19 protein-coding genes, 1 tRNA gene and 3 pseudogenes are annotated in these 25,379 nt (G+C 69.6%); 13 read left to right on the top strand and 10 right to left on the bottom strand.

Annotated features, from left to right (window positions below; all coding sequences use genetic code 11):
- The first annotated feature begins 79 nt into the window (after positions 1-79).
- The 6 genes and pseudogenes from AC07F0_RS01250 to AC07F0_RS01225 all read left to right on the top strand — a co-directional run.
- The gene (locus AC07F0_RS01250; protein WP_478972670.1) at positions 80-1,618 is read left to right on the top strand and encodes a sugar ABC transporter ATP-binding protein; all 1,539 of its coding nucleotides are present in this window, start codon (positions 80-82) and stop codon (positions 1,616-1,618) included.
- Positions 1,615-2,709: an ABC transporter permease gene (locus tag AC07F0_RS01245; protein WP_478972667.1), complete on the top strand. Its 1,095-nt coding sequence runs from the start codon at positions 1,615-1,617 to the stop codon at positions 2,707-2,709. Before AC07F0_RS01250 ends, AC07F0_RS01245 begins: the two co-directional genes overlap by 4 nt.
- Positions 2,706-3,737 (top strand): galactofuranose ABC transporter, permease protein YjfF, encoded by a 1,032-nt coding sequence (yjfF, locus tag AC07F0_RS01240; protein WP_478972664.1) that lies wholly within the window; start codon positions 2,706-2,708, stop codon positions 3,735-3,737. The genes AC07F0_RS01245 and yjfF overlap by 4 nt, the downstream gene beginning before the upstream one ends.
- A gap of 321 nt (positions 3,738-4,058) precedes the next feature.
- Positions 4,059-4,343 carry a hypothetical protein gene (locus tag AC07F0_RS01235; protein WP_478972661.1) on the top strand — a complete coding sequence of 95 codons (285 nt, stop codon included), beginning with the start codon at positions 4,059-4,061 and terminating at the stop codon, positions 4,341-4,343.
- Between the two features lie 188 nt (positions 4,344-4,531).
- Positions 4,532-5,038 (top strand): DinB family protein, encoded by a 507-nt coding sequence (locus AC07F0_RS01230; RefSeq protein ID WP_478972658.1) that lies wholly within the window; start codon positions 4,532-4,534, stop codon positions 5,036-5,038.
- An 83-nt stretch (positions 5,039-5,121) separates the two neighbouring features.
- Positions 5,122-5,271: pseudogene (locus AC07F0_RS01225) on the top strand (IS630 family transposase); the annotation flags it as partial.
- An 804-nt stretch (positions 5,272-6,075) separates the two neighbouring features.
- On the opposite strand, the gene AC07F0_RS01220 reads toward AC07F0_RS01225, so the two are convergent.
- Positions 6,076-7,167, bottom strand: coding sequence for an ArsR/SmtB family transcription factor (locus tag AC07F0_RS01220; protein WP_478972655.1), 1,092 nt, complete (start codon positions 7,165-7,167; stop codon positions 6,076-6,078).
- A gap of 21 nt (positions 7,168-7,188) precedes the next feature.
- Positions 7,189-8,763 carry an AbgT family transporter gene (locus AC07F0_RS01215; protein WP_478972652.1) on the bottom strand — a complete coding sequence of 525 codons (1,575 nt, stop codon included), beginning with the start codon at positions 8,761-8,763 and terminating at the stop codon, positions 7,189-7,191.
- A gap of 178 nt (positions 8,764-8,941) precedes the next feature.
- On the opposite strand from AC07F0_RS01215, the gene AC07F0_RS01210 reads away from it, so the two are divergent.
- Together AC07F0_RS01210 and AC07F0_RS01205 are read left to right on the top strand one after the other, a co-directional pair.
- Complete coding sequence (locus tag AC07F0_RS01210; protein ID WP_478972649.1) at positions 8,942-10,912, top strand: CocE/NonD family hydrolase; 1,971 nt, start codon at positions 8,942-8,944, stop codon at positions 10,910-10,912.
- A gap of 162 nt (positions 10,913-11,074) precedes the next feature.
- Complete coding sequence (locus AC07F0_RS01205; protein WP_478972646.1) at positions 11,075-12,376, top strand: ferredoxin reductase family protein; 1,302 nt, start codon at positions 11,075-11,077, stop codon at positions 12,374-12,376.
- 295 nt (positions 12,377-12,671) lie between these two features.
- Here the strand turns inward: AC07F0_RS01205 and AC07F0_RS01200 are convergent, their stop codons facing one another.
- The 3 genes from AC07F0_RS01200 to AC07F0_RS01190 form a co-directional block, all read right to left on the bottom strand.
- Positions 12,672-13,541: a hypothetical protein gene (locus AC07F0_RS01200; protein WP_478972643.1), complete on the bottom strand. Its 870-nt coding sequence runs from the start codon at positions 13,539-13,541 to the stop codon at positions 12,672-12,674.
- 426 nt (positions 13,542-13,967) lie between these two features.
- The gene (locus tag AC07F0_RS01195; RefSeq protein WP_478972640.1) at positions 13,968-14,393 is read right to left on the bottom strand and encodes a hypothetical protein; all 426 of its coding nucleotides are present in this window, start codon (positions 14,391-14,393) and stop codon (positions 13,968-13,970) included.
- 726 nt (positions 14,394-15,119) lie between these two features.
- Positions 15,120-16,082, bottom strand: coding sequence for an SCO4651 family lipoprotein (locus AC07F0_RS01190; protein WP_478972637.1), 963 nt, complete (start codon positions 16,080-16,082; stop codon positions 15,120-15,122).
- 115 nt (positions 16,083-16,197) lie between these two features.
- Here AC07F0_RS01190 and AC07F0_RS01185 point away from each other — a divergent pair.
- Positions 16,198-16,299 (top strand): annotated as a pseudogene (locus AC07F0_RS01185) (tyrosine-type recombinase/integrase); the annotation flags it as partial.
- Positions 16,300-16,376: 77 nt separating this feature from the next.
- On the opposite strand, the gene AC07F0_RS01180 reads toward AC07F0_RS01185, so the two are convergent.
- Positions 16,377-16,452, bottom strand: a tRNA-Arg gene (locus AC07F0_RS01180).
- 624 nt (positions 16,453-17,076) lie between these two features.
- Between AC07F0_RS01180 and AC07F0_RS01175 the strand changes: the two are divergent.
- Positions 17,077-17,202: pseudogene (locus AC07F0_RS01175) on the top strand (chorismate synthase); the annotation flags it as partial.
- Between the two features lie 38 nt (positions 17,203-17,240).
- Here AC07F0_RS01175 and AC07F0_RS01170 read toward each other — a convergent pair.
- Together AC07F0_RS01170 and AC07F0_RS01165 are read right to left on the bottom strand one after the other, a co-directional pair.
- Entirely contained in the window at positions 17,241-18,962 is a 1,722-nt protein-coding gene (locus AC07F0_RS01170) for an IclR family transcriptional regulator domain-containing protein (RefSeq protein ID WP_478972634.1), read from the bottom strand.
- A 238-nt stretch (positions 18,963-19,200) separates the two neighbouring features.
- Positions 19,201-20,541: a M6 family metalloprotease domain-containing protein gene (locus AC07F0_RS01165; RefSeq protein WP_478972631.1), complete on the bottom strand. Its 1,341-nt coding sequence runs from the start codon at positions 20,539-20,541 to the stop codon at positions 19,201-19,203.
- Positions 20,542-20,862: 321 nt separating this feature from the next.
- On the opposite strand from AC07F0_RS01165, the gene AC07F0_RS01160 reads away from it, so the two are divergent.
- On the top strand, positions 20,863-21,507 hold the full coding sequence (locus tag AC07F0_RS01160) for a TetR/AcrR family transcriptional regulator (RefSeq protein WP_478972628.1): 645 nt from the start codon (positions 20,863-20,865) through the stop codon (positions 21,505-21,507).
- Positions 21,508-21,657: 150 nt separating this feature from the next.
- Positions 21,658-23,217: an MFS transporter gene (locus tag AC07F0_RS01155; RefSeq protein ID WP_478972625.1), complete on the top strand. Its 1,560-nt coding sequence runs from the start codon at positions 21,658-21,660 to the stop codon at positions 23,215-23,217.
- A gap of 89 nt (positions 23,218-23,306) precedes the next feature.
- On the opposite strand, the gene AC07F0_RS01150 is transcribed toward AC07F0_RS01155, so the two are convergent.
- Positions 23,307-23,840 (bottom strand): MarR family winged helix-turn-helix transcriptional regulator, encoded by a 534-nt coding sequence (locus AC07F0_RS01150; RefSeq protein WP_478972622.1) that lies wholly within the window; start codon positions 23,838-23,840, stop codon positions 23,307-23,309.
- A gap of 90 nt (positions 23,841-23,930) precedes the next feature.
- Here AC07F0_RS01150 and AC07F0_RS01145 point away from each other — a divergent pair, with 90 nt between their 5' ends.
- On the top strand, positions 23,931-24,716 hold the full coding sequence (locus AC07F0_RS01145) for a dioxygenase family protein (RefSeq protein WP_478972619.1): 786 nt from the start codon (positions 23,931-23,933) through the stop codon (positions 24,714-24,716).
- Positions 24,717-24,725: 9 nt separating this feature from the next.
- Here AC07F0_RS01145 and AC07F0_RS01140 read toward each other — a convergent pair whose 3' ends face one another.
- On the bottom strand, positions 24,726-25,247 hold the full coding sequence (locus tag AC07F0_RS01140) for an N-acetyltransferase family protein (protein WP_478972616.1): 522 nt from the start codon (positions 25,245-25,247) through the stop codon (positions 24,726-24,728).
- Between the last annotated feature and the right edge of the window lie 132 nt (positions 25,248-25,379).

Genomic DNA, 25,379 nt, shown 5'->3' with positions numbered 1-25,379 from the left:
CACCGGCGGGAGCCTCCCGGCCGGCATCCCCGGCCGGGAGGCTCCCCGCGGGCCTGGACCATTCACGAGGAGCGCTGCCATGGCAGAGCCGCAGCCCGTCCTGGAGATGACGGGCATAGTCAAAGAGTTTCCGGGGGTACGGGCTCTGTCGGGCGTCGACTTCCGGCTCTTCCCCGGTGAGATCCACGCCTTGATGGGCGAGAACGGTGCGGGGAAGTCCACTCTCATCAAGGTGCTGACGGGCGTCTACTCCCTGGACGGCGGCACGATCACCCTGGACGGCGAGTCCGTACGGTTCGGCAGCCCGCTGCAGGCGCAGCAGGCCGGTATCAGCACGGTCTACCAGGAGGTCAACCTCTGCCCCAACCTGTCGGTGGCGGAGAACATCTTCATCGGACGCGAACCCACCCGCGCCGGCCGCATCCAGTGGAAGCGGATGCGCAAGGAGGCGGCGGAGCTGGTCGACCGGCTCGGACTCGACATCGACGTCGCCGCGCCGCTGTCCTCGTACCCGCTGGCCGTGCAGCAACTGGTCGCGATCGTACGGTCGGTGGGCACCGGCGACCGGGACGGTGCGGGACTCGGCACCAAGGTGCTGGTCCTCGACGAGCCGACCTCCAGCCTCGACCGCGACGAGGTCCTCGAACTGTTCCGTCTGATGCGGCAGCTGAGGGACGAGGGCGTCGCGATCCTGTTCGTGTCACACTTCCTCGACCAGATCTACGAGGTCTGCGACCGGATGACCGTCCTGCGCAACGGCACTCTGGTCGGCGAGCACCTGGTCCGCGACCTCGACCAGGTCGGGCTGATCGAGCTGATGATCGGCAAGGCCCTGGACCAGCTCGAGGAACTGCACGAGCACCAGATGCACTCCGACGTCGGCGAGGCACTGGTCAAGGCCGAGGGGCTCGGCCGCACCGGCGGAATCACCCCCTTCGACCTGGAGATCAACAAGGGCGAGGTGCTCGGACTGGCCGGCCTGCTGGGATCGGGCCGCACCGAACTCGCCCGGCTGCTGTTCGGAGCCGACCAGCCCGACAGCGGCAAGGTGACCATCGGCGGCAGGCAGGTCTCGATGAGCGCCCCGAACGACGCCATCGCGGCCGGTGTGGCGTTCTGCTCGGAGAACCGAAAGAGCGAAGGCCTGGTCCCCGACCTGACGGTGCGCGAGAACATCATCCTCGCTCTCCAGGCGGCCCGCGGCTGGACCCGGCCCATCCCCGCCTCCCAGCGCGACGAACTCGTCGCCAGGTACATCAAGGCGCTGGACATCCGCCCCGCCGACCCGGAGGCCCGCGTGGGCCGGCTCAGCGGCGGCAACCAGCAGAAGGTACTGCTCGCCCGCTGGCTGATCACCCAGCCGAAGCTGCTGATCCTGGACGAGCCGACGCGCGGCATCGACATCGGCGCCAAGACGGAGATCCAGAAACTGGTGGTGTCCCTCTCCGAGGACGGCATGTCGGTGCTGTACATCGCGGCCGAACTGGAGGAGGTGCTCCGGCTCAGCCACACCATCGGAGTGCTGCGCGACCGCCGGCTGGTGGCGCGGCTGACCAACGGGCCGGAGATCACCACCAGCAAGATCCTCGAGACCATCGCGAGCGGAGAACACCAGTGACCACCACCTCCCGCTGGCGAGCACTGACGCATCACCACCTGTTCTGGCCGGTCGCGGTCCTGATCACCCTGCTGCTCGTCAACGTCCCCTTCACGCCCGACTTCTTCTCGATCAACATGACGGACGGCCACCTCTACGGCAGCCTCGTCTCGATCGTGCTGTTCGGCTCGCCGCTGATCCTGGTCGCGGTCGGCATGACCCTGGTCATCGCCACCGGCGGCATCGATCTCTCCGTCGGTGCCGTGGTCGCCATCACCGGCGCCCTGACCTGTTCGTACATCAGCGACCAGGCCGACCAGAACACCCTGTCCGCGGTGTTCCTGGCGATGGGCATCGGGCTGGTGGCCGCGGTCGTCTGCGGTCTGTGGAACGGCTTCCTGGTGGCCAGGATGGGAATCCAGCCCATCATCGCGACCCTCATCATCATGGTCGCGGGCCGAGGCGTCGCCCAACTGATCACCGACGGCCAGATCATCACCGTCAACAGCGAGCCGTACAAGCTGATCGGCGGCGGCTACTGGCTGACCCTGCCCTTCTCCATCTTCGTGGTGGCCGCGGTCGTGGCCGTCACCGTGGCGCTGACCCGCCGCACGGCGCTCGGCCTGCTGGTCGAGTCGGTCGGCGGCAACGCCGAGGCCAGCCGCCTGGTCGGCATCAGGTCCACCCGCATCAAGATCATGGTCTACATGTTCTGCGCGCTGTGCGCGGGCATCGCCGGCCTGATGATCAGCTCCAACACCTCGGCCGCGGACGGCAACAACGCCGGCCTGTGGATCGAACTCGACGCGATCCTCGCCGTGGTGATCGGCGGCACCTCGCTGCTCGGCGGCCGGTTCTCCATCGGCGGCACGGTGGTCGGCGCCCTCGTCATCCAGACCCTGACCACCACGATCTACACCATCGGCGTGCCGACCCAGACCAATCTGGTCTTCAAGGCCGCCGTCGTCATCGTCGTCTGCCTGCTGCAGTCCCCGAAGTTCCGGGCCAAGGTCTTCGGCGCGAAGGGCCCCAAGGGGCCGCGCCGGGACGCCGCCCCGGTGGAGCCCGCTCCGGCGGCCGACGCCGCCCCGAAGATGGAGGTGTCGCGATGAGCGCGACCACCCAGACCCCCAAGGCGGCTCCGCGCGGCAGCACCGCCTCCCGTGCCCGTGCCACGCGCCTGCTCGGCGACCGGCGTCTGCCCGTCCTGGTCACGGCCGCCCTGTTCATCGCCATGTACGCCGGCGGCCTCAGCCGGTACCAGAACTACGGTTTCGCCGAACCCCAGGTGTTCCTCAACCTGTTCATCGACAACGGCTATCTGCTGGTCGCCGCCATCGGTGCCACCTTCGTCATCATGTCGGGCGGCATCGACCTGTCCGTGGGCTCGCTGATCGGCTTCACCACCATGTTCACGGCGTGGCTGGTGGAACGCCAGGGACTGCCGCTGCTCCTGGTCGTCCCCCTCGCACTGGCCGTCGGCGCCTTCGGCGGTTTCCTGATGGGCTACGTCATCCACAACTTCGAGATCCAGCCCTTCATCGTCACCCTCGCCGGACTCTTTCTCTTCCGCGGACTGTGCCTGGTCATCAGCAAGGAGTCGATCTCCATCAGCGACGCCTCGGTGGGCACCCTGGCCCAGACGCGGGTGTCGCTCGGCATGGGGGAACTGTCGATCGGCGCCCTCGTGGCCCTGGTCGTCCTCGGTGTCGCCTGCTACGTGCTCCACTACACCCGCTTCGGGCGCCGTGTGTACGCCATCGGCGGCAACGAGCAGTCGGCTCTGCTCATGGGCCTTCCGCTGGGCGGCACGAAGATCGCCGTGTACACGGTGAGCGGCTTCTGCTCGGCCCTGGCCGGTCTGCTGTTCATGCTCTACATCCAGTCGGGCGACCCACTGCACGCCGTCGGCATGGAGCTCGACGCCATCGCCGCCGTGGTCATCGGCGGGACCCTGCTGACCGGCGGTTCCGGTTATGTGCTGGGCACGCTCTTCGGGGTGCTGGTGCTCGGCCTGATCAAGAGCGTCATCACGTTCGAGGGCACGCTCAGCTCCTGGTGGACGAAGATCGCCACAGGTGTGCTGCTGTGCGCCTTCATCCTGGTCCAGCGGACCATGACGGCACGCCGGAAGACCTGACGGCGGCACCCTGTGTGGCACGACCGCGATCCCTCGCCGGGGGGGTGCTCATTCGCGCCGACTGGTGCTGTTCTTACAGGTCACTGGTGCTGTTCTTACAGGTCACTGGTGCTGTTGTTACAGGTCAGCAGCCCCGGCGGGGGCGGTGCCCCCAGCGCCGACCGTGCCACCCGCGGCCAGTCGGCCGCCCCGCCGCTGACACGCGGTGCGTGGGGGCGGCGGTGCGGCACACGCACCCGGAGCGCCCCGGGCGCGCTGCGGCACACGCACCCGGAGCGCCCCGGGCGCGCTGCGGGACACGACGGGTGAGGGCAGAACGACGTGCTCTCCGTCGATGCCGACCGGGAGGGTGTCCGTGCCGGCTTCGACGACGACTTCCCCGGCGCTCAGCCGGACAAGTCCCCCGGAGCGCGGGCCGCGCACCAGCCGGGCCGCCTGAGCGGTGTTGCCGACCCGCACGCACACCACGCCGAGCAGGCCCGGGTCCAGCCGTTCCCTGCGCCCCGGATGGGCCGCGTCGACGGCACGTCCGTAGGGATTGTTGCTGACGAGGAGTGCCTGGAGTCCGTCGACGTCAGGAGAGAGGCTGGGGCGTCGGGCCGGTGAGCTGCCGCTTCGTCGGCTGAGCCAAAGGGCGTGCAGGCACCCGTCAGGGCCTGTCCGGCGGATCAGGCCGGTCGGCCCCGGCGTTGAATCGCTGTAGCTACCCGCCGGGCACGGAGCTGGGTGGAGCGGGTTGGGCCCGTCGATAAATACCTCGACATCGGTCGCGGTGATCGGGGACGCTTCGCGCGATGACCAGAATCCACGACACGCCGCCCGCGTGGGACGAGCGCACCCAGCTCACCACGTTTCTCGACTACACACGTGACACCGCCCGCGCCAAGTGCGATGGCATCTCTGCGGAGCATGCTCGCAAGGCGCTCCTGCCGGGCTCGCCGCTGATGACCGTGAGCGGAGTGATCAACCACCTGCGCTGGGTCGAGTACTACTGGTTCCAGGTGGTCTTCCTCGGCGAGGAAGACCGGGGCCCCTGGACCGAGGAGGACCCCGACCGCGAGATGCGTATCGCCGTCGACTTCCCGCTCACGCAGTTGCTCGACGAATACGCCGAACAGAGCGCCCGCTACCGCGAACTGGTTGCCGGGAATGGATTGGACGACCAGGCCAAGCGAGCCGTCCGTGACGGCCTCCACGTCGACCTGCGCTGGATCCTCCTCCACCTCACCGAGGAGACAGCCCGCCACAACGGCCACCTGGACATCCTGCGCGAGATGCTCGACGGCACGACCGGCGGCTAGTGCTGTGACCAGGAAGGGTCACCGGGTTGGTGGTCGGAGCGGTTGGAAATGGCGTGTCATCCGATCCGACTGCTGGGGGTGTGGTGGCTGAGCCTGTTCGTGTGCGCAGGCTGACCGACCAGGAAGGGCAGAAACTGCAGCAGATCGTGCGCCGGGGCAGCACCGGCTCGGTGCGTTACCGGCGCGCGATGACGCTGCTCGCTTCGGCCGGCGGCAACCGGGTGCCCGTGATCCGCCGACCCTGCAAACCTTTGGACTGCTTGAGCGTCCCCGCTTCGTACAAGAACCGTGCCACCTGAGTCAGCTCTTCGGCCACGGTCGAGTCTCCTCTCAGGCCTCGGCAAGGCGGATCGCCTACCTGATGCTGTCCAGTTCACGGCGAGCGCGAGCCGAGAACTCCCGGCTATCCAACATCACTGGCAGCCGTTCGCGCGGGGCTCGGGTCGCTGCCCCGGATTTCAGAAGATTCGGCCGGATGGCGAGCAAGGACCACAGGGAGTGGATGGTCAGGTCGACGTACCCGTAGTGGGAGCCAGCCCGTGAGCGAGGTGAGAGAGCAGCTTGTCCCCGGGCCAGGGACCGGGCTCGCGGGAAGCGATGAAGTCGTCGGACAGTTCGAGGTGGCGGCTCTCGCCCACCCCGTACGCCCAGTAGTTCAGGTTCGCGGCCTCACCGCGGTCGTCGTCGAGCAGGGGACGGTGTCGATGAAATGGCCCGACGTGTCGGACTGGTCGTCGCAGCCGAACAGGTACAGCGCCTGGCGTCGCAATAGGAACTGCTCCTCGCGGCGCGCTTGTTCGGCACGCGCTGCCGGCTGCTGAGCAGTGCGTGGGCCAGACCTGGCCGAGGTCGATCTCCACCGGGAAGGGGGGCCGCTACCTGAAGGACGCCGGTGAACACGTCTCCGTCCCGGTAGGTCCAGGTGCATGACTCAAGTGAGCCCTGGACGAGAAGGAGCACCCACGGGGATTCGCGAGTGCTCTTTCGGCCCGTGCCCCCCGGTGGGGGCGCTGAACCGCCGAGGTCGCCTCGGGGGTTCACCGGGCCACGGTGGCGAGGACATCGTGGCCCAGCCGCTGGACGACGTCCGTCGCGAGGCGGTGCCGTACCAGCTTGCCGTCCCGGGTGGAGCGCAGCAGGCCCGCGTCGCGCAGGGTCCTCAGGGCGTGGGAGACCTGGGGTTCGGTGGAGCCGAGCCGGGCGGCGAGCTCCGAGGTGGTGATGGGTTCGCCCAGCAGATGGCGGCAGAGTTCCATCCGGGCGGGCGAGGTCAGCGCCATCAGCCGGTCGTGCAGGTCCCGCAGGGTCAGCTGCCCGGCCGGAGCGGTACCGCGCGCCGCGTACTGCACCACCACGCACGACCGGTGCTCGTGCTTGACCGTCAGATGCGGCCACACCCGGGCGGACGGGACGAGGACGAGGGGGCGTGGGGCCACCTTCACCTCGTCGATCTGCAGCTTGTCCAGCCGTACCCGTTCCCCCGGACCGACCCGGGCCGCAGTCGGCAGCAACTCGGTGAGCACCTCCGCGGGCGACCGGGCCGTCAAGCGGCGACGCACCTCCCGCGCATGGTCCTCCAGAGCCGGCCGCAGCGTGCGCCAGTCCTCGGCGAAGAACGCCGTGTCGGCGGCCCGCAGCACCGCCAGCAGCCGGTCCCGAAGCTCCAGCGGCGCCGCCACCAACTGCCGCGCCAGCTCACCGCGGGCGTAGGAGCGACGCAGACAGCGGCGGGCGTAGTCCTCCGCGGCGGCGGTACCGGCGTGCAGCTCGCGGGCCGACGGCACGGGCAGGGCGTTGGTGCCGAGCACTCCGGGAGCCACCAGCTCCAGGAACTCCTCGGCCGGCAGCGCCGCGAGGGCTGTCAGCTCCTCGTCCAGACCGGCCACGGGCGGCAGCGCACGGGGGAAGAACAGCCGGCAGCGGAAACGGGCCCACAGCGGAGCGAAAACCGACAGCTCGTCGCGCAGTTCGTCCCCCGCCGCGACGGCGCGGGCCGTCCAGCCGGCGGCCTCCGGGTGGTGCTCGGGTTCGGCGAGTACATGCAGACTCGCCATCAATTCCGACAGCGCGGAGGGCCCGACCGCGAGGTCCGCGCGGCCGAGCCCCCCGAGGTCGAGGACGATGCTCACGTCGTCACCGTACGGCGGAACTCACCGGACCGGCGCGTCCGGACCGAGCGGGATGCCCAGCAGGTACCAGGCGAAGAACAGCGCCACCCACACCACCAGCATGATCATCGCGACGGGCAGGGTGAAGGAGACCAGGGTGCCGATGCCGGCCCTGCGGCGCAGGGTCTGCAGGTAGCCGACACAGAGCATGAACGAGGTGCTCATCGGGGTGATGGAGTTCGTGCAGGAGTCGGCGATGCGGTAGAGCGCCATGGTGGTGGCCGGGCTGGTGCCGAGCAGCATCAGCATCGGAACCAGCGCCGGGGCGACCAGGGTCCACAGGGCGGAGCCGGAGGTGATGAGGAGGTTCATCAGCGCGACGGCGACGATCAGCAGGCTGAACAGCACCAGCGTGGACGCGCCGAGCCCCTTGAGGAAGTCCGCGCCCTCTACCGCGACGACCGTGGCGATGTTGGTCCACTTGAACAGGGCGAGGAACTGCGACACGGCGAAGAAGAGCACCAGCAGCGGCGCGATGGAGCGCACCCCGTCCGCCATGAACTGCGGTATCGCGCGGCTCCCCCTGATCCGCCCGGTGAGCCGCCCGTACACGGCACCGACGAGCAGGAAGAAGACAGTGAGGAAGACGGCGATGGCGTTCATGAAGGTGGACTCCACGATTGCACCCCCCTCGCCACGCAGTGGCGACGAGACGGGCACCATCGCGAGCACGATCAGCGCGGCGTAGCCGAGCACGGTCAGCCCGGTCAGCTTCAGGGCCCGCCGCTCGGTGGCGTCATCGACCTCGGCGGCGACCACCTGCTGGGTCGCGGCCGCCTCCAGGTCCGCGTCGGGGGTCAGGTGGTGCTCGCGCTTGGCGAGGATCTTGTCCACGACCAGGGCGATGGTGCCGGCCAGCACGAACGCCGAGACGGTGGTGAAGTACATGTTGTCCGTCGCACGGACCACCACGTCCTTGTCGACGAGCTGCGCGGCCTCGGTGGCCACGGACGCGAACAGCGCGTCACCCGGGGCGATCAGCGGGTTGGCGTCACCGGCGGCGTTGATCGACACGAACGCGACGATCATGCCGAGCATGGGGGAGCGGCCCACGGCACGGAAGGCCACCGCGCCGAGCGGGATGAGGACCACGTACGCGGAGTCGGACAGGAACTTCCCCAGTACGCCGCCCAGCGCCACGCCCAGGACGACCGTGCGCGGGGAAAGTCCCGACAGCATGCGGCGGGCCAGCGCCTCGAACAACCCCGACCGTTCGGCGACCGCGACGCCCAGCATCACCATCAGCACGGTGCCGAGCGGGCCGAAGGTGACGAAGGACTCCTCGGCCCCGGTGACCAGGTCCCGTACGGCGTCCGCCGACAGCGCGCTGCGCACGCCCACCAGGCCGCCCGAGGACGGGTCCTCGACCTTCAACCCGGAGACGTTCAGCGCCCAGCTGGCGACGGCGACGACCCCGCACAGGATCCAGAACAGCCAGAACGGGTGCGGCAGGGCATTCCCCGCGCGCTCGACCAGGTCGAGGAGCCGGGAGCCGCGGCCCTCCTCGTCGGGCTCGCGGGTCCGCACCTCCGGGGTGCGACTGTCGGATGTGGTCATGACGGACTCCTGGGACGACGGGACGGGGGCGGAAGGGAGCGAGGAAGGGGGGAGGCGGCCCGAGGGGGTGCGCTGCACAGTAGGTCCCGTATGCGGCCCCGTCACCGTCCGGCGGAACAGTTGACCTGATGACGTCAAGTGATCGCCCTGCCCCGGCCCGCTGCCTAGCGTCACGGGAGTGACCTCGTACGACACCTCCTCCCGAGCCTGCCCGTCCGAACCCCTGCAGGGCGCCGCCCTGTGGCGCCGCACCCTGCGCATCCCCATGCGGGACGGCGTACGGCTCGCCGCCGACCTGTACTCCGCCTCACCCGAGCCGGAGTGGACCCCGCTTCCCGTGCTCCTCGAACGCACCCCGTACGGCCGGCGCGCACAACGCGGTTCGGACCAGGACCGCCACGACGCCCCGCTCCCTCGCCCCGAGGACATCGCCCGGCATTTCACCGAGGCCCGCTACCACGTCGTACGGCAGGACTGCCGGGGCCGCGGCGACTCGGAGGGCACGTTCGTGAAGTACCTCGGCGAGGGCCCGGACGGGGCGGACACGATCGTCTGGCTCAGGAAGCAGCCGTGGTGCGACGGCAGGGTCGTGATGACGGGTGTGTCCTACTCCGCCCACGCCCAGGCTGCCGCGGCCGCCGAGGGGGCGGAGGGCCTCGCCGCCATGTTCCAGGACTCGGGCGGCTTCTCCTCGGCGTACGACGCGGGGATGCGGATGGGCGGCGCCTTCGAGCTGAAGCAGGTGACCTGGGCGCTGCGGCACGCGGTGCGCAGCCCGGAGGCCGCGGCGGACCCGGTGCTGACCGAGGCGCTGCTGCGAGTGGACGTGCGGGGGTGGTTCGGCGCGATGCCGTGGCGGCCGGGCTGCACGCCGCTGCGGCATCTGTCGCCGTACGAGGACTATCTGCTGGAGCAGTGGCGGCAGGACACCTTCGGCGACTACTACCGGACCCCGGCGCTGTACGGCCGGGGCTTCTACGAGCGCTTCCCCGACGCGCCGAGCCTGCACATGGGCAGCTGGTACGACCCCTACGTCCGCTCCACCATCGAGAACTTCACCGCCCTGCGGGAGCTGAAGTCGGCGCCCTCGTACTTGGTCATGGGTCCGTGGACGCACGGACACCGCTGCGAGACGCACGCCGGGGACGTGGACTTCGGTCCGCGGGCGACCCTGGACGGCAATCTCGCCCCGTCGTACCTGGAGTTCCGCCGCCGCTGGTTCGACCGGGCGCTGGGCCGGGAGGGCGCCGATGAACTCCCGGCGGTCCAGTACTTCCTGATGGGCGGCGGCGACGGCAGACGGGACGCGGCGGGCCGAATGCGGCACGGCGGGGTGTGGCGCACCGACACACAATGGCCACCGGCCTCGGCATCCCCCGTCGCCCTCTACCTCACCACCGAGGGCACCCTCGCCCCGGCCCCGCCCACCACGCCCGTCGCGTCGGTGACCTACGACTTCGACCCACGCCACCCGGTACCCACCATGGGCGGCCAGGTCACCTCGGGCGAGCCGGTGATGACGGGCGGCGCCTACGACCAGAACGCCCCGGACGAGCGGGTGTACGGCGCACACGAGCCGTACCTCCCCCTGGACTCCCGCCCGGACGTGATCAGCCTGAGCACGCCGCCACTCCAGCGGGACGTGGTGCTGGCCGGCCCGGTGTCGGCACGGCTCCACATCTCGACCACGGCCCCGGACACCGACTTCACCATCAAGCTGATCGACGTCCACCCGCCCAACGCCGACTATCCGCACGGCTTCGCCATGAACCTCACCGACGGCATCGTCCGCTGCCGCCTGCACCGCTCCGCCGAGAAGCCCGAGTTGCTCACCCCGGGCGAGGTGTACGAGATCGAGGCCACCGCCCCCGACACGGCGAACCTCTTCGCCGCCGGCCACCGCATCCGGCTCGACATCTCCTCCAGCAACTTCCCCCGCTTCGACGTCAACACCAACACCGGCGAGTCGGAGGCGACGGCCCGTCGCACCGCCATAGCCACGAACACCGTGCACATGGACGCGGCGCACCCCTCCCATCTGCGGGTGTGGGTGGCCGGAGGAGCGGACGCCCTCGCGCAGGCAGCCTGGGGCGGAGTTCCGGGATCTGACCCTGCTGTGCCGCTCGGAGGCACTCGGACGGTGACGTGAACGGATCGGACCCACGCTCCGTATGCTTATCCGATCGAGGTGCGTATCCGGACGAATCACTCGATCTTCATGGGGTTGTGCACACGGGTCGCGGGCGTCGCGGCCTCGGGGGAATGTGAGGCGACCATGGTGGTGGCGAGTAACACGGTCCGCGGAGGCGCCATGCTTCCGGTGAACGCGGCGCGCTGGGCGATGTGGACCTTCGTCCTCGTCAACGCGGTGATCGTCGAGACGCTGTTCCTCAGCGCCGGTTCGGGCAAGAACGACGTACTCACGGTCGCCAAGTTCTTCGGACTGCACGCGGCCGTGCTGATGCTGTTCCAACTCCTGCTGGTGGCCCGGCTGCCCTGGCTGGACCGCCGCATCGGGATGGACCGGCTCACGGTGTGGCACCGCTGGCTCGGCTTCACCCTGCTCTGGACGATCCTCGCCCACGCCACGCTGGTGGTGCTCGGCTACGCTACTCTCGACGACACGACCATGGCGAAGACGTTCGTCGCACTGAGTGGGGTACCGGCCTCCCTGCTGGGCATGTGGGCTGCGGCCACCGTCCTCGTGGTCGCCGTGATCTCCACCCGGCCCTTGCGCCGACGACTGCGCTACGAGGTCTGGCACGGCCTGCACCTGCTGCTCTACATCGCCCTGGGCCTGTCGTTCGTCCACCAGCTGCTGGAGACCACGACGTTCACGTCCTCCGCCTTCGCCACCGCCTACTGGTGGATCCTCTGGCTGTTCGCCTTCGGCGCCCTGCTGACCGGGCGGGTCGTCATGCCGCTGTGGCGCAACGCCTACCACCGGTTCACCGTCGCCGCAGTGGTGCCGGAGTCGGACAACGTGGTCTCCGTCTACGTCACCGGCCGGCACCTCGACAAACTCCCGGCCCGCGCCGGCCAGTTCTGCATCTGGCGGTTCCCCGGACACAACCACTGGTGGTCGGCCAACCCCTTCTCCCTGTCGGCGGCACCGGGCGGACAGGGCCTGCGCCTCACGGCGAAGGCGGTGGGCAGCACCAGCGCAGGCCTGCGGAACGTCCCCGTCGGCAGCCGCGCCTTCGTCGAGGGACCGTACGGGGCGTTCACCTCGCTGCACCGCAGCCGCCCCGGCACCCTTCTGATCGCCGGCGGCGTGGGGATCACACCCGTGCGGGCCATGCTGGAGGAGGCGACCGGTGACGTCGTCGTGCTGTACCGGGTACGCAGCGAGGCCGACGCGGTGCTGCTGAACGAGGTACGGCACCTGGTCGCGCTCCGGGGCGGCCGGCTGCACCTGCTCACCGGCAGAACCGACGAGTGCGGCACCCCGCCGTTCGGTCCGGACAGCCTGCACCGCCTGGTCCCGGACATCACCGAACGCGACGTGTACGTCTGCGGCCCGCCCGCTATGACCAGGGCGGTGCTCGCGGGCCTGCGAGACCTGCGGGTCCCCGCGCGACAGGTGCACGCCGAGAAGTTCGGCCTGGCCTGATCGGAAAGGGGCCCGACGTCCGCAAGCGGTCGACCAGCTTCTCGCACCGGCGTCGGGCCAGCTCGTCCTTCGCGGGCATCTCGCATAGCTCCCACCTCTGCCCGCAGCCCCCTTTGTGCCATATGTGTGCCGGGAGGACATCTGACCAGGCGTTTCTCGGTGCCCGTCAGGAGTTCGATCCATCCCCGGCACGGTGGGGCCTTCCTGCGTGCACTGGGGTTACGAGCAACCGCCGACATCCGCGGCTGTTCGTAGCCGTTGATGTCGGCGTTGGATGTCATTCAGATCATTCAGATCATTCAGAGAGCACCAGGAGGATCAGTTGTAGGGGCATCATGACGAACGCGAGCGACAGCAGCAGTCCGCCGGCCAGCGTCACGCCCGCTGTGCGCCACAGCAGGGTCGAGGCTGTCAGTGAGCAGACGGCCCTGTCGGGCTGCTGACGGTCGTAGACGACTTCGATGCGTCTCGGGTCGCCGCCGATGCGTCTGGCCGCGTAGTCGGGCTCGATCTCGTGCGTCCCGCCCTCCAGATCGGTGTACCGGAAGAACGTCCGCTTGCCCTCTCGCCGGGCGAATGCCGCGACGACCGTGACACCCCGCCTGCGCACGGTCCACCGCTTCCACGCCCACCGGAGCGAGGGCACCACGATCAGCAGACCGAAGAGGGCGGGTACCGCCCCGAGCAGCCACCACGCCACCTGCTGCGGTTCGCCGGCCCAGGCCAGCAGGGCGAGTCCGCCGGCGTATACGAGAAGGAGAACGATCCCCGCGGCGCGTTCACGGCGGGTCAGGCCCTTCTTCCGGCCGGATGTGCTGACCGGCTGCTCCTCGACCAGGGCCGCCCCGCCCTGCGCCGGACCGCTTCTTGACCGTGCCCCGTTGGCCACCTCAACGAGCCGGCCCGCTTGGGCGGCGTCGCGGCCTTCCAGGGTGAACACGGGCCCCGGAGCGCCGTCCACGCCCCACAGCGCGATCTCGACCGAGCGTCGCCCCCGGCCCACGGCCCGTGCCTCCTCCACGGCCTCGACCGGTATCCGCCGCCGCAGCCCCTTCTGCTCCAACACTACGGCCCGGCCCTCCAGCCACATGGTCTCGCCGTACCCGCGCAGCGTGATCGACGGCAGTGGCGACAACGGCGGTGACGGCTCATGCCGACGGGACATCAGGACCTCTTTCTTTGGATCCGGAGGGGGTGGCACGAGAACTCAAAAGCATCCCACGTATCCGCCGCCCCCAGGGAGCGTCCGTTACCGTGAACCGGCTGGCGGACACTGTTTGCCTCGCCGAGATCCAGGCTTCCTTGCAGGAGCTGCCGCCCCTACGGAAGGTCCGCACACCGCTTCAACTGACGGGTACGGCGGCCATGGGGGGCCGGGAATTGAGGGTCCCCGGATTCGCCTCGGTTCCAGTCGCACCGGCGCACCGCCACCTCCCTTGGCGACGGGACCGCTTCGTCCCGAAGCAACTGGAGTGGGGGTGCTGTCTTGGGCTGGTGTGGCTCTCACCTGTGCTGATGTTCCGCAGGCGTTCGCGATTGTTCGCCGGTGTTCGTGGGCGCTGTCACGCAGTTAGACACTCAGGGGTGCCGCTCAGGCCAGGGACGGCCTTGCCCCGTGGCGTTCGTAAAGCCGTCGTACCTGCTTGATCCAGAAGCTGTCCTTCTCGTCCTTCGACGCACTCATGGGGAGGAGTTGAAGCTCCTTGGCGAGCTGGTAGAAGCCGGGGCCGGCATCGTTGGCGGTCAGGTAGTTAACGAGAGCCGACAGCATCAGCGGGGGATCAGAGGGCGCGATCTGCTGGTCTCGTTCCACGATCAGACCGAGCAGATGTCCCATAGCTGCTCGCTCGTCGGCACGGTCAAAGTCGAAGAGCCGATAGCCAGTTCGCCTGGCCAAGGTGACGTTGAGCTCGGTGTATGAAGTGAGCTTGCCCAACTTCGCTCGCTCAACGAGGAACTCGCGCCCTGAGTCCACAAGGCAGTCCCACTCGCTGTCCTCCCGGCCATATGCAGACATCCCGCCCCCTATGTGTCGTACCGGTCCGCTCGCGTAGGTGCCTGACCTCGTAATCGCGCCCGGCGTCGGAGTCCTCCAGGGTCTCGGCCCATAGGCGTTCGAAGGGCTGGCGATGCATCTGTGAAGAGATTGCGCCGCTCCAATCGCGCCAAGTGTCGTCGGAAACCCGGCCTTGAGCACGCAGATCTGCCTCATCCTCGCTCAGGCGAAAGTACAGCCGGATTGCCGTCTCCTCTTGCGGCGTGAGCGTGTGTCCGTCCATCCCACGAAGGGTGGTAGTCGACAGTCTGTCCAGCAACGACCAGTAGCGCGCCACGTAGACGTCTTCGACCTGGCGAACTCGCTGTGTCCGTACCTGCCAGACGGTGATGCCCCACGCAAGCGCCGCAGGGACCAGTGCGATTGTCAGTGAAAGCCACTCCATGATCGGGAATTGTGGAGCTTGTAGGCTGGCCCGACGCTGCCGTTATGGGACTGGGGCTCAGCCGATACCTTGCCCTGCCCTCCCCAGCCCGCGCGTGAGGTGGCATCGACCAACACGCTTTCCAACTGTGTTGGTGGCCTGCTGGGGCCTGTCCAGGGCCGTTCGCCCGCGTTCATGGCCGGTTGGTCGGAGGAGTGGGCCGGGGCTCGGATCCTCCCCTGAACGGCCATGAACGGGGCTGAATGAGACGGAAAGTGAGACGGTTCCGCTGGGCCAGGCGTTTAGCTCTTCCCTGGTATGGCTCAGCCTGCCCGTGCCTCATCCGCCAGCGAGGCGAGGTCGGCGGTGTCTTCGGACGGTGGTGCCTCGACGGTCACCGGCTGGTTGATGTCGAGGAAGGTGATGGTCAAGTCGAGGGGAGCACCGTCGATGAATTCGAGCGGCTTGCCGTCGGTGCCGCCCCGTGTGGCGCGTGTGTCGCCCCGCATGCGGAACTGCTTGGCGTGGTTGTCGTCCCCGATCCACAGATCCATGGTGAGCGTGTCGTCGACGCGCAGCATCATGAACTGATCAAGGTTGTCGATCTGGCGCTCCCGAGCCGCCTTGTTCGCTGCAGTGTCACGGGCGGCACTGATGCCGCGACCGGTGACCGTTCCTCTGTAGTGAGTGGTCCGGGTGCCGTCGATCGTCTCCGTCCCGATCCTCCGCACGTCCTTGGCGGCGGTCAGGATCGTGGACTGCATGGCTGGGTTACCTTCGATCTGAGTCGGCAGTACCCGGTAGGACTTGTTGTCCATCGCGCCGCGTCCCCATACAGCCGGGTCGGCGCTGAACCAGCTCTTGCCGTCCAGCTTCTCGGAGTCGATCCCGCTCCCGCGGACATACATCACCTCGTCGACGAACCGGATCTCCAGCCGGCCGTCTCTGCCCTGGTCGGTCGCGTTCATCCTCATCTTCATGACCGCCGGTTCCGTGTGCATGGATGCTTCGGCCTCCAGCCGGCCCTTCTCCGGCACGGTCCCGGTGACGCGGTAGTGGAGCGACCTGATGCGCTCGGAGTTCGCCGCCGCCTTTGCCACGGCCGTAGCGGGCGTCACCCTGGGCGAGCCCTCCGCGGAGTCACTCGCCGAGCCCCCTCCGCAGGCAACCGTTCCCCAAATGAGCAGCACAGAGGCGAACGTCGCGCTCGTCACTCTGCGCGGTACGCAACCATGCGATGAAATCGTCACAATTCCCCCCGGAATAAAGGTGGCTGGCTGACTCATTACCAAGGCGGTGAGCGTATCCCGGCGTGTGTCCTGTGACCTGCTGGGTTCTGATGAGCAATGCGCGACGGACCGCACACGCCTGCCCAGACGAGACGCTGCGACCCGAAGCGGCAGCATCACCACGGACGTCTACACCCATGTCGTCCAGGACACGCAGCGCGAAGCCATGAGCCACATGGACCGCCTGCTCAGGAGGCGCCCCGGTCGTCAGTGACCAGGCTCGTTGATGTCAGCCGTAGATGTCAGAAGGGCTCGCACCTACGAAAGTCGTAGGTGCGAGCCCTTCTGACCTGGTGCCCCCGGCAGGATTCGAACCTGCGACACCCGCTTTAGGAGAGCGGTGCTCTATCCCCTGAGCTACGAAGGCGGGCCTTGCGAAACCGTAGCTGAATACTCTGAGTGACTATTCGCCCCGATCGCGACAAGGGTGGGGACGCCACCGAGGTGGCAGCCCCTGACAGGGTAGCGGATCGGGGTGGGGCGGTGGGCTGGGGCCGTAGGTGCGTCCGCGCCGGAGCGAGGGAGGGTCTGCGCCGACCGCTGGACACCGCCCAGGGGCCGGTGCGGCGCACCATGCTCGCGGCGGCGGTCCGGGTACGACTTCCCCGGCCGGGCTTCGGGTTCGAGCTGTTGTTGATCGGCGAGTGGCACGAACGAGCCAAGGCACCGACGGCCCTGTGGCTCGCGGCCCCGCGACGGCATGTGTGGGCGCTTCGGGCCTCGCCTGATCCCTGCACACCCGAGCCCTACGCACCCGACCCTGATGCGCCCAACCCCCATGCGCCCAACCCCCGTGCGCCCAACCCCCGTGCGCCCAACCCCTCCGCACCCAACCCCTCCGCACCCAACCCCAACCCACCCGCCCCTTCTGCACCCTGACTGCCCGCATCCCCCACGCCCTCCCGAGACCGCACCCCCTGCTGCAGCGTGCGCCGGGTGTGGTGCAGTGGAGGGCAAGGTGGATCTCCAGGGCCCGTTCGGGATCCTGCCAGTCGTGGCCGAGGCGATGGTGACGCCGGTGCTGGCGGACGCGGTGGCGGAGAAGGTCGGCGGAGACAACGTCGAGGAGAGCCGCCGCAATGTCCGGTCCTCCCTCGGCCACCTGGCGATCCGGTGAGCGGGATGGAACACCCGTAGCTCCCCCCGGGGCGGGGGTCAGGTCAGCGGCACATGGGTGAAGCGGCCGGCGGTGTGGAGGTCCGCCTCGATGCGGGCGGCTGTCGACGTGAGTTCGGGGAGGAGGTCCGTCACGCACTCGCGCAGGGTGTGGCGGCTGGCGTGCATCGCCGTGTTCAGGGCGGCCACCACCCGTCCGGAGCGGTCGCGGAGCGGGACCGCGAGGGAGCGGAGGCCCTCTTCCAGTTCCTCGTCGACCAAGGCGTAGCCCTGGGAGCGGATCGAGGTCAGGTCAAGGCCTTCGTGATCCGTGGCTGTGTCCGCCAGCAGGACTCGGCCCGGGGCCGTCGCGTGCGCCGGCCGGCGCGTGCCCACCGTGATGTTCACGCTCATCACACGGCCCGTCGCCACCCTGGCCGTGTACTGGATCTCCTCGCCCGGGTCCGAGAGCACCGCCAGCGCCGTCGACTCGTGGATGCGGGACGTCAGGTCGGACAGGTGGGGCTGGGCGATCTCGGGCAGGGACGTGCGGGAGAGGGGCGGGAAGCCCAGGGAGAGGACCCGGGGGGTGAGGGTGAAGGCGCGGGGGTTCGGGGTCGTCACCAGGCCCAGGTGTTCGTAGGTGATCAGGGCTCGGCGGGCCGTCGCCCGGGCCAGGCCCGTCGCCTGGGCCACCTCCGTGAGGGTCAGTTCCGGCCTGCCCTCGCCGAAGGCCGTCAGGACCGTCAGGCCGCGGGCCAGGGATTCGATGAAGTCGCGGCCCAGCTGCTGCTTGGACGCGCCCGTCCAGAGCGCCAGGTCCGAGGGCGGCGGGCCGGGCTCCGGGGGCGGCGTGCGGCGCAGTTCGCGTTCCATCTCCGTCACCGCCGTCCGCAGCCTCGGCAGCAGGGTCGTGCGCAGGTCGTCCGCCGTGTGCCGACTCGTGTGGCTGACCACGCTCGCGACGCACGCGATTTTCCGGCTGTCGCCCGTGTGCGCGGACCGGACCGGGACCGAGACCGCCACCAGGCCCGGTTCGATCAGCTGGTCGTCGAGGGCCCAGCCGTTCGCGGCCGCGGCTTCCGTACGGCTGACGAAGGCCGCGTCGCTGCGCTGGTCCGCTCCGTGCTTACGCGGCGGTACGGCCGTGAAGGACAGGTCCCTCGGGTCCGACGCCCTGCGGTCCCGCCAGCGCTGCCAGTCGGTGTCCGTCCACTGCGTCGCGAACAGCGGGCCCGGTGCGGTGCGTTCGGCGGGGAGCAGGTCGCCGATGCGGAAGCTCAAGGACATCGCGCGGCGGCGGGTCGCCTGGTGGATGAAGCGGATGCCGTCGCGGTCGGCGACCGCCAGGGACACCGACTCGTCCAGTTCGTCGGCCAGGGCGTCCGCTCGGGCGGACAGGAGCGCGGGGAGGCGCAGGGCGGAGAGGTAGGCGTTGCCCAGTTCCATCAGGCGGGGGGCCAGGTGCACGTCCCTGCCGTCCACGCGGACGTAGTCCATGCGGGCGAGCGTGGCCGTGATGCGGTCGATCGTGGAGCGGGCGAGGCCGGTGGCGCGTTCCAGGGCGCTGAGGCTCAGCGTGCCGTCCGCCTCGGTCAGTTCCCGCAGGACCGCGATGCCGCGGATCAGCGGTGTGACCGCCTCGGTGGGCGCCCCGGCCCCGGCAGCCGGTGCGGCTGCCGCCCCCGTCACGGCCCCGGCAGACGGTGTGGCAGCCGCCCCCGTCACCTCGGCCCGTGGGGCCGCCGCCTCGTGGGCGTCGTTCGTGGGCTTCGCTGGCATCGGCTCTCCGGTACGGCGGTCGCGGCAGGCCTACCGTAATCCGGAATTCGTCCGACTACTGGGCGCTGATCGACCCCAGCCGACCGCTACCCCCTGCTACCTCGGCTCCCGCCGACCACTATCCCCTGCTACCTGCCATTATTGGCTCCCGCCGACCAGTATCCCCTGCTACCTGCCATTATTGGCTCGCGCCGACCGCTATCCCCTGCTACCCGCCATTATCGGCTCCCGCCGACCGCTACCTCCTGCTACCTGCCACCATCGGCTCCCGCGTCACCCGCACCCGGTAGTCCCCCTTCCGGTCCGCTCCCACCACCCTGATCACGATCCCCCTGCGCGGATCGCGGAACGTCTCCCCGCGCGCGAACGGCGCATCGGACAGTTCCGCGTGGACGTTCGGCACGCGGGTGCAGCCGCCGCTGTCGCGGCGGGAGTCCTGGACGGTGACCGGGCCCATGCCCGTGTCCACCGCGGCGTCGATCCTGTAGATCAGGACGCCTTGGCGGCAGACCGCCTCGTCGTTGCCGGCGCGGGTGCGCAGTTCGAGGGCGTAGCCCGTCCCGCTGTCCAGGGGGACGACGACCAGCTTGGAGCCGCCCCTGCGGGCCAGCGGCGTCAGGGTGTACTCCGTGGTGCCGGGGGCCGACACGCAGTGCACCTGCGCGGCGTCCAGCCAGCCCAGTTTCCACTTGTGCCAGCCGAGGAGGTCGTTGTTGGCGCCCCAGTCCTCGCTCATGATGTCCCAGTGACCGACCGCGCTGCCGCCCTCCGCGGTGTACAGGTCGGGCAGGCCGAAGACGTGGCCGTTCTCGTGGGGGAGGACGCGGTAGCCGGTGCGGTCGTAGGAGCCGGAGCCGTCGTCCTGGCGGGAGTAGACGAACGAGGCGTTGGCCACGGGTATGCCGTCGGCTTTCGGGGCCTCGGGGTTGCCGGCGAAGGTGACCGAGAGGACGGTGTCGAGGGCGGAGGGGCCCGCGTTGGGGGTGACCAGCACGTTCAGCAGGTCGTACTGGCGGAAGTCCACCTGGGGGTCGGCCGCGGCCACGAGGTCCTGGACCAGCGCGCGGTAGCCGGGGTCGAAGGGGGCGCCGCGGTCTATGCCGTACTCGCGGAAGGACTTCGGCATGCGCAGCCACTCCCGGATCGGGACTGCGGGGCGGTAGTCGAGGCGGCCGTAGGAACTGGTGCGGAACCAGTGGCGGGTCTGCGGGAAGAACTCCCGGTAGCGGTCCAGGGCGTTGCCCTCGCCGGGTGCGTCGGAGAAGTCGATCATCAGTGTGAGGGCGCGGACGGTGCCGGTGGAGCGGGCGTAGCCGTCGGTGGTGGGGATGCCCTCGGACATCTGCACCTTGCGGGCGCTGCGGATCAGGCAGGGGCCGTGCGCGGAGCTGCGGGACAGGACGACCGGACCGGCTCCGGCCGTGGTGGTGCCCGGGGCGAGGTGGCCCGTGCCGGCCGAGGTGCTGACCGTGAAGGTCAGGGCGGTCACGCAGGTGAGAGCGGCCAGACGCCGCCGGGGTATCCGGCGGCCGGGCGGCCCCGGGCCGTCCGGCCGGGGGCGCCGGTGCTGTGGCTGCATGCCAGGGACCAGCAAGGGACCTCCCGCGCCACGGCAGCCTCCCGGTCTCCGGCTGCACCCATGCGATCACCCTGCGTCGAGGGGTGTGGGGGGCGCGCGTTGGAGGAGACCGATCGTGGGTTTCCTGCCGGTAGCGGTCCCGGCGGCCTGCCGGTAACGGCCCCGCCGGCACCGTGAGCCAGGTCACAAACAAAAAGCCCGGGTGCGGGAAATACCGGGGACCCAGTCCCCGTTTAGCCAAGTGTCCGAGTGAAACGGGGAGCCTCTCCCCGGATCGCCTGACCGCACACCAAGACCGCACCACCCACCCAGGAGTACGCCGTGCAGACCGCCACCCCCACACAGCGCAAGGCGCCCCGGCCCCGTGCCGACGCCCTGCGCAACCGGGAGCGGATCGTCACCGCCGCCCGGGAGATGTTCGTCGAGCACGGCCCCGAGGTGCCGCTCGACGAGATCGCCCGCCGGGCCGGCGTCGGCAACGCCACGGTGTACCGCAACTTCCCGGACCGCGACGCGCTCGTGCGCGAGGTCGTCTGCTCCGTATTGGACCGTACGGTCGCGGCGGCCGAGCGCGCGCTCTCGGGGACCGGGGACGCGTTCGAGGCCCTGGAGCGCTTTGTGCACACCTCCGCCGACGAGCGGATCAGCGCGCTGTGCCCGATGGTCTCCAGCACGTTCGACAAGAACCACCCGGATCTCGAAGCGGCGCGCGAGCGCGTGGAGCGGATCCTCGAGATGGTCATGAACCGCGCCAAGGCGGCCGGCCAGCTCCGCCCCGACGTCGGCGTCGGTGACCTGATGGTCGCCGTGGCCCAGCTCAGCCGGCCCCCGGCCGGTACGGCGTGCCTCAGCGCCGACGCCTTCGTACACCGTCATCTTCAGCTGTTCCTGGACGGACTGCGGGCCCCGGCCCGTTCCGTCCTGCCGGGCACGACAGTGACCATGGAGGACCTCCGCCAAGCCTGACCAGCCGGACCGATTGGTTCCGGGCGCCACCCCAGTCACCACACGCAGAACTCACGACCAACGCCGGTCGTCGAGTCGTCCCTCAACGACACCCTTTTTCTTCCGGTTTTTCCATTTTTTCCGTCATCTTGTCCCGAAGTGGGTATCCCCATGTCTGAAACAGCCTCAAAGGCACTCGGCGCTCCGGCGGCCTCGCCGGACGCCGGCCGCTGGAAAGCGCTCGTCTTCATCGCGCTGGCCCAGCTGATGGTCGTCCTGGACGCCACCATCGTGAACATCGCCCTGCCCTCCGCCCAGCAGGACCTGGGCATCTCCGACGGCAACCGGCAGTGGGTCGTCACGGCCTACGCGCTCGCCTTCGGCGGTCTGCTGCTGTTCGGCGGCCGGATAGCCGACCTGTGGGGCCGCAAGAAGGCCTTCGTCGTGGGCCTGGGCGGCTTCGCCGTGGCCTCCGCGCTCGGCGGCGCGGCCACCAACGAGGCGATGATGTTCGGCGCCCGCGCCCTCCAGGGCGTCTTCGGCGCCCTGCTCGCGCCCGCCGCGCTCTCCCTGCTCGCCGTGATGTTCACCGATGCCAAGGAGCGCGCCAAGGCGTTCGGCATCTACGGCGCGATCGCCGGTGGCGGCGGCGCCGTCGGCCTGATTCTGGGCGGCTTCCTCACCGAGTACCTGGACTGGCGCTGGACGTTCTTCGTGAACATCCCGTTCGCCATCGTCGCCGCGGCCGGTGCGTACTTCGTCATCCGTGAGCCGGAGGGCGGCCGCAACCGCTCCCCGCTCGACATCCCGGGCGTCGTCCTGTCCACCCTCGGCCTCGTCGCTCTCGTCTACGGCTTCACCCGCGCCGAGTCCGAGGGCTGGAGCGACTCCGTCACCATCGGCATGTTCGTGGCGTCCGTCGTCCTGCTCGCGACCTTCGTGATCGTCGAGTCCAGGGTGAAGGCCCCGCTGCTGCCGCTGCGCGTGATCACCGAGCGCAACCGCGGGGGCATCTACCTCTCCCTCGGTCTCGCGATCATCGCGATGTTCGGCCTGTTCCTCTTCCTGACCTACTACCTCCAGATCGTGAAGGGGTACTCGCCGGTCAAGACGGGCTTCGCGTTCCTGCCGATGATCGCGGGCATGATCACGGGCTCCACGCAGATCGGCACCCGTCTGATGACCCGGGTCGCCCCGCGCCTGCTGATGGGCCCCGGCTTCCTGGTCGCCGCGCTCGGCATGCTGCTGCTGACCCGGCTGGAGATCGGCTCCTCGTACGCGGCCCTGCTGCTGCCGGCGATGCTGCTGCTCGGCCTGGGCATGGGTACGGCGTTCATGCCGGCCATGTCGCTGTCCACGCAGGGTGTGGAGCCGCGGGACGCCGGTGTCGCCTCCGCGATGGTCAACACCTCGCAGCAGGTGGGCGGCGCGATCGGCACGGCGCTGCTGAACACGATCGCCGCCTCGGCCACCACGTCGTACATCGCGGACCACATCGCCGGGGCCGGCAGCCGGTCCCAGCAGCAGCTGGTCCAGCTGGAGGGCATGGTCGAGGGCTACACGAGCGCCATCTGGTTCGCCGTCGGCATCCTGGTCGTGGCCGCCGCGATCGCCCTGACCTTCGTCAACGCGGGCCGTCCCGGCAGCGCCACCGTGACCGGTTCCGGTTCCGGTTCCGGTTCCGGAGAGGGCGTGGCGGACGAGGTGCAGGTGCCGGTCGTCGCCCACTGACGGCCGTACCGGGAAAACCCCTTCGGGCCCTTCCGTAGGTACGGGGAAGGGGACGCCTCGTACCTACGGATTCCAGGACCTGCCCCGGCTCAGCGGAGCCAGGGCAGGTCCGCACCGGCTTCGGCCGGCTGAAGTCCCTCGGCGATGATCCGCATGATCTCGCCGAGGGACTTCTGCTGTTCCGGGGTGAGCCGGTCGAAGACCGCCTGCCGTACGGCCTCCACATGCCCCGGCGCGGTCCGCCGCAGCACCTCGTAGCCCTCGTCCGTCAGCACGGCGAACTGGCCCCGTTTGTCGTCGGGGCAGTCCTCGCGGCGTACCCAGCCGTTCTTCTCCAGGCGCGCGATGGCGTGCGAGAGGCGGGAGCGGGTGATCTTCGCCAGCATGGCGAGCTCCGTCATCCGCAGCCGCCGCCGCGGCGCCTCGGCGAGCTTGACCAGAAGGCCGTAATAGACGTGCGGCATGCCCGCGTCGCGCTGGAGCTGACGGTCGAGGTGGTCGTCGAGGAGGGTGACGCCCTCCATGAACGATCGCCATACCAGTTGTTCGTCGTCGGTGAGCCAGCGCGGTTCCGGAGGCGCCGCCACGGAGCCCGGGGTCGGTGCGGATGCGGGTGCCTTCATGTCTTCCACTCTACGTGGCCCCTCCTTGAACTTTAAACAAATGCCCCGTACAGTTTTGTTAGGGAACCATGTTTTGGAAGGAGCCGCAGCATGTCCGCCGCCACCCAGGAGCGCATGCCCGCTCTGTACCTGAGCCACGGTGCCCCGCCCCTGGCGGACGACCCGGTCTGGCCCGGTGAACTGGCCGCCTGGGCGGCCGGCCTGCCGCGTCCCCGGGCGATCCTGATGGTCTCCGCCCACTGGGAGGAGGCCCCGCTCGCCCTCGGCGCCACCGAGACCGTGCCGCTCGTCTACGACTTCTGGGGCTTCCCCGAGCACTACTACCGGGTGACCTACGAGGCCCCCGGCGCACCGGAGCTCGCCGAGTCGGTACGGAAGCTGCTGCGCGCCCCCGGTGTTCCCGTCCAGGACGTCCCCGACCGGGGCCTCGACCACGGCGCGTACGTCCCGCTGGTCGAGATGTACCCGGAGGCGGACATCCCGGTCCTCCAGGTGTCCATGCCGACGCTCGACCCGGTCCGGCTCATGGAGATCGGCCGCAGGCTCGCCCCGCTGCGGGACGAGGGCGTGCTCATCGTCGGCTCCGGTTTCTTCACCCACAACCTGGCCGCGCTCCGGCAGGGCGGCACCCCCGCATGGTCGGCGGAGTTCGACGACTGGGGCCGGCGGGCGCTGGAGGCGCGGGACGTGGACGCCCTGCTGGACTTCACCCGCAAGTCGCCCGCGGGGCGGCTGGCGCACCCGCGCACCGAGCACTTCGCCCCGCTGTTCGTGACCATGGGCGCGGCCGACGCCACAGGTGAGCTGGACGCGCAGAAGTCGGTGATCGACGGCTTCTGGATGGGGCTGGCGAAGCGGTCGGTGCAGTTCGGCTGAGGCCGGGCCCTACATGAGGTCCTTCTCGTACCAGGCCACGTCCCAGTAGCGGCCGAACTTGCGGCCGACCTCCCGGTAGGTGCCGACGTGCCGGAAGCCGAAGCGCTCGTGCAGCCGGGCCGACGCCTCGTTCGGCTGCGCGATGCCCGCGTAGGCGCGGTGCAGGTCCTCGCCGGACAGGGCCTCGAAGAGGGCCTTGTACAGCAGGGTGCCGACGCCGCGGCGGCCGGCGTCCGGGGCGACGTACACCGTCGTCTCCACGGAGGTCGCGTAGGCGGGCTTCGCCCGGAAGGGGCTGGACGTGGCGTAGCCCAGAATCTCCTGTGAGTCCGCATCCGTGGCAACCATCAGGCGGTACGGCCCGTCTACAGGGTGGGAGAGCAGCCAAGGGCGGCGCTCTTCCGGAGTGAAGAGCGCGGTATCGAATGTGATCGCCGTCTCACGTACGTAGTGGTTGTAGAGGGCCGTGAGGGCTTCGAGGTCGGCCTCGACTCCCGGCCTGACCTGCACCTCTGTACGTTCCGTCGGCACCGCGCCTCCTCATCGGGCCCGACAGGGTACTGCATGATCCGAAAAATTGGGGGACAGGTTGGGAATTCTGTCCTGATTCCAGTCGTTGTTTCCATCGGATGCAGGGCACCCGAGGAGAGTCCGGAGAGTCCC

The organism is Streptomyces sp. NPDC045955 (assembly GCF_056430805.1).
This window is presented reverse-complemented; position numbering and strand designations above follow the sequence as displayed.

What these genes read in the sequence shown, in the direction of transcription:
- AC07F0_RS01215 (WP_478972652.1), bottom strand. Translation starts at nt 8,763, where the DNA reads ATGACCACATCCGACAGTCGCACCCCGGAGGTGCGGACCCGCGAGCCC.
- AC07F0_RS01155 (WP_478972625.1), top strand. Translation starts at nt 21,658, where the DNA reads ATGTCTGAAACAGCCTCAAAGGCACTCGGCGCTCCGGCGGCCTCGCCG.
- AC07F0_RS01150 (WP_478972622.1), bottom strand. Translation starts at nt 23,840, where the DNA reads ATGAAGGCACCCGCATCCGCACCGACCCCGGGCTCCGTGGCGGCGCCT.
- AC07F0_RS01230 (WP_478972658.1), top strand. Translation starts at nt 4,532, where the DNA reads ATGACCAGAATCCACGACACGCCGCCCGCGTGGGACGAGCGCACCCAG.
- AC07F0_RS01145 (WP_478972619.1), top strand. Translation starts at nt 23,931, where the DNA reads ATGTCCGCCGCCACCCAGGAGCGCATGCCCGCTCTGTACCTGAGCCAC.
- AC07F0_RS01250 (WP_478972670.1), top strand. Translation starts at nt 80, where the DNA reads ATGGCAGAGCCGCAGCCCGTCCTGGAGATGACGGGCATAGTCAAAGAG.
- AC07F0_RS01205 (WP_478972646.1), top strand. Translation starts at nt 11,075, where the DNA reads ATGCTTCCGGTGAACGCGGCGCGCTGGGCGATGTGGACCTTCGTCCTC.
- AC07F0_RS01190 (WP_478972637.1), bottom strand. Translation starts at nt 16,082, where the DNA reads ATGAGTCAGCCAGCCACCTTTATTCCGGGGGGAATTGTGACGATTTCA.
- AC07F0_RS01170 (WP_478972634.1), bottom strand. Translation starts at nt 18,962, where the DNA reads ATGCCAGCGAAGCCCACGAACGACGCCCACGAGGCGGCGGCCCCACGG.
- AC07F0_RS01195 (WP_478972640.1), bottom strand. Translation starts at nt 14,393, where the DNA reads ATGTCTGCATATGGCCGGGAGGACAGCGAGTGGGACTGCCTTGTGGAC.
- AC07F0_RS01200 (WP_478972643.1), bottom strand. Translation starts at nt 13,541, where the DNA reads ATGTCCCGTCGGCATGAGCCGTCACCGCCGTTGTCGCCACTGCCGTCG.
- yjfF (WP_478972664.1), top strand. Translation starts at nt 2,706, where the DNA reads ATGAGCGCGACCACCCAGACCCCCAAGGCGGCTCCGCGCGGCAGCACC.
- AC07F0_RS01165 (WP_478972631.1), bottom strand. Translation starts at nt 20,541, where the DNA reads ATGCAGCCACAGCACCGGCGCCCCCGGCCGGACGGCCCGGGGCCGCCC.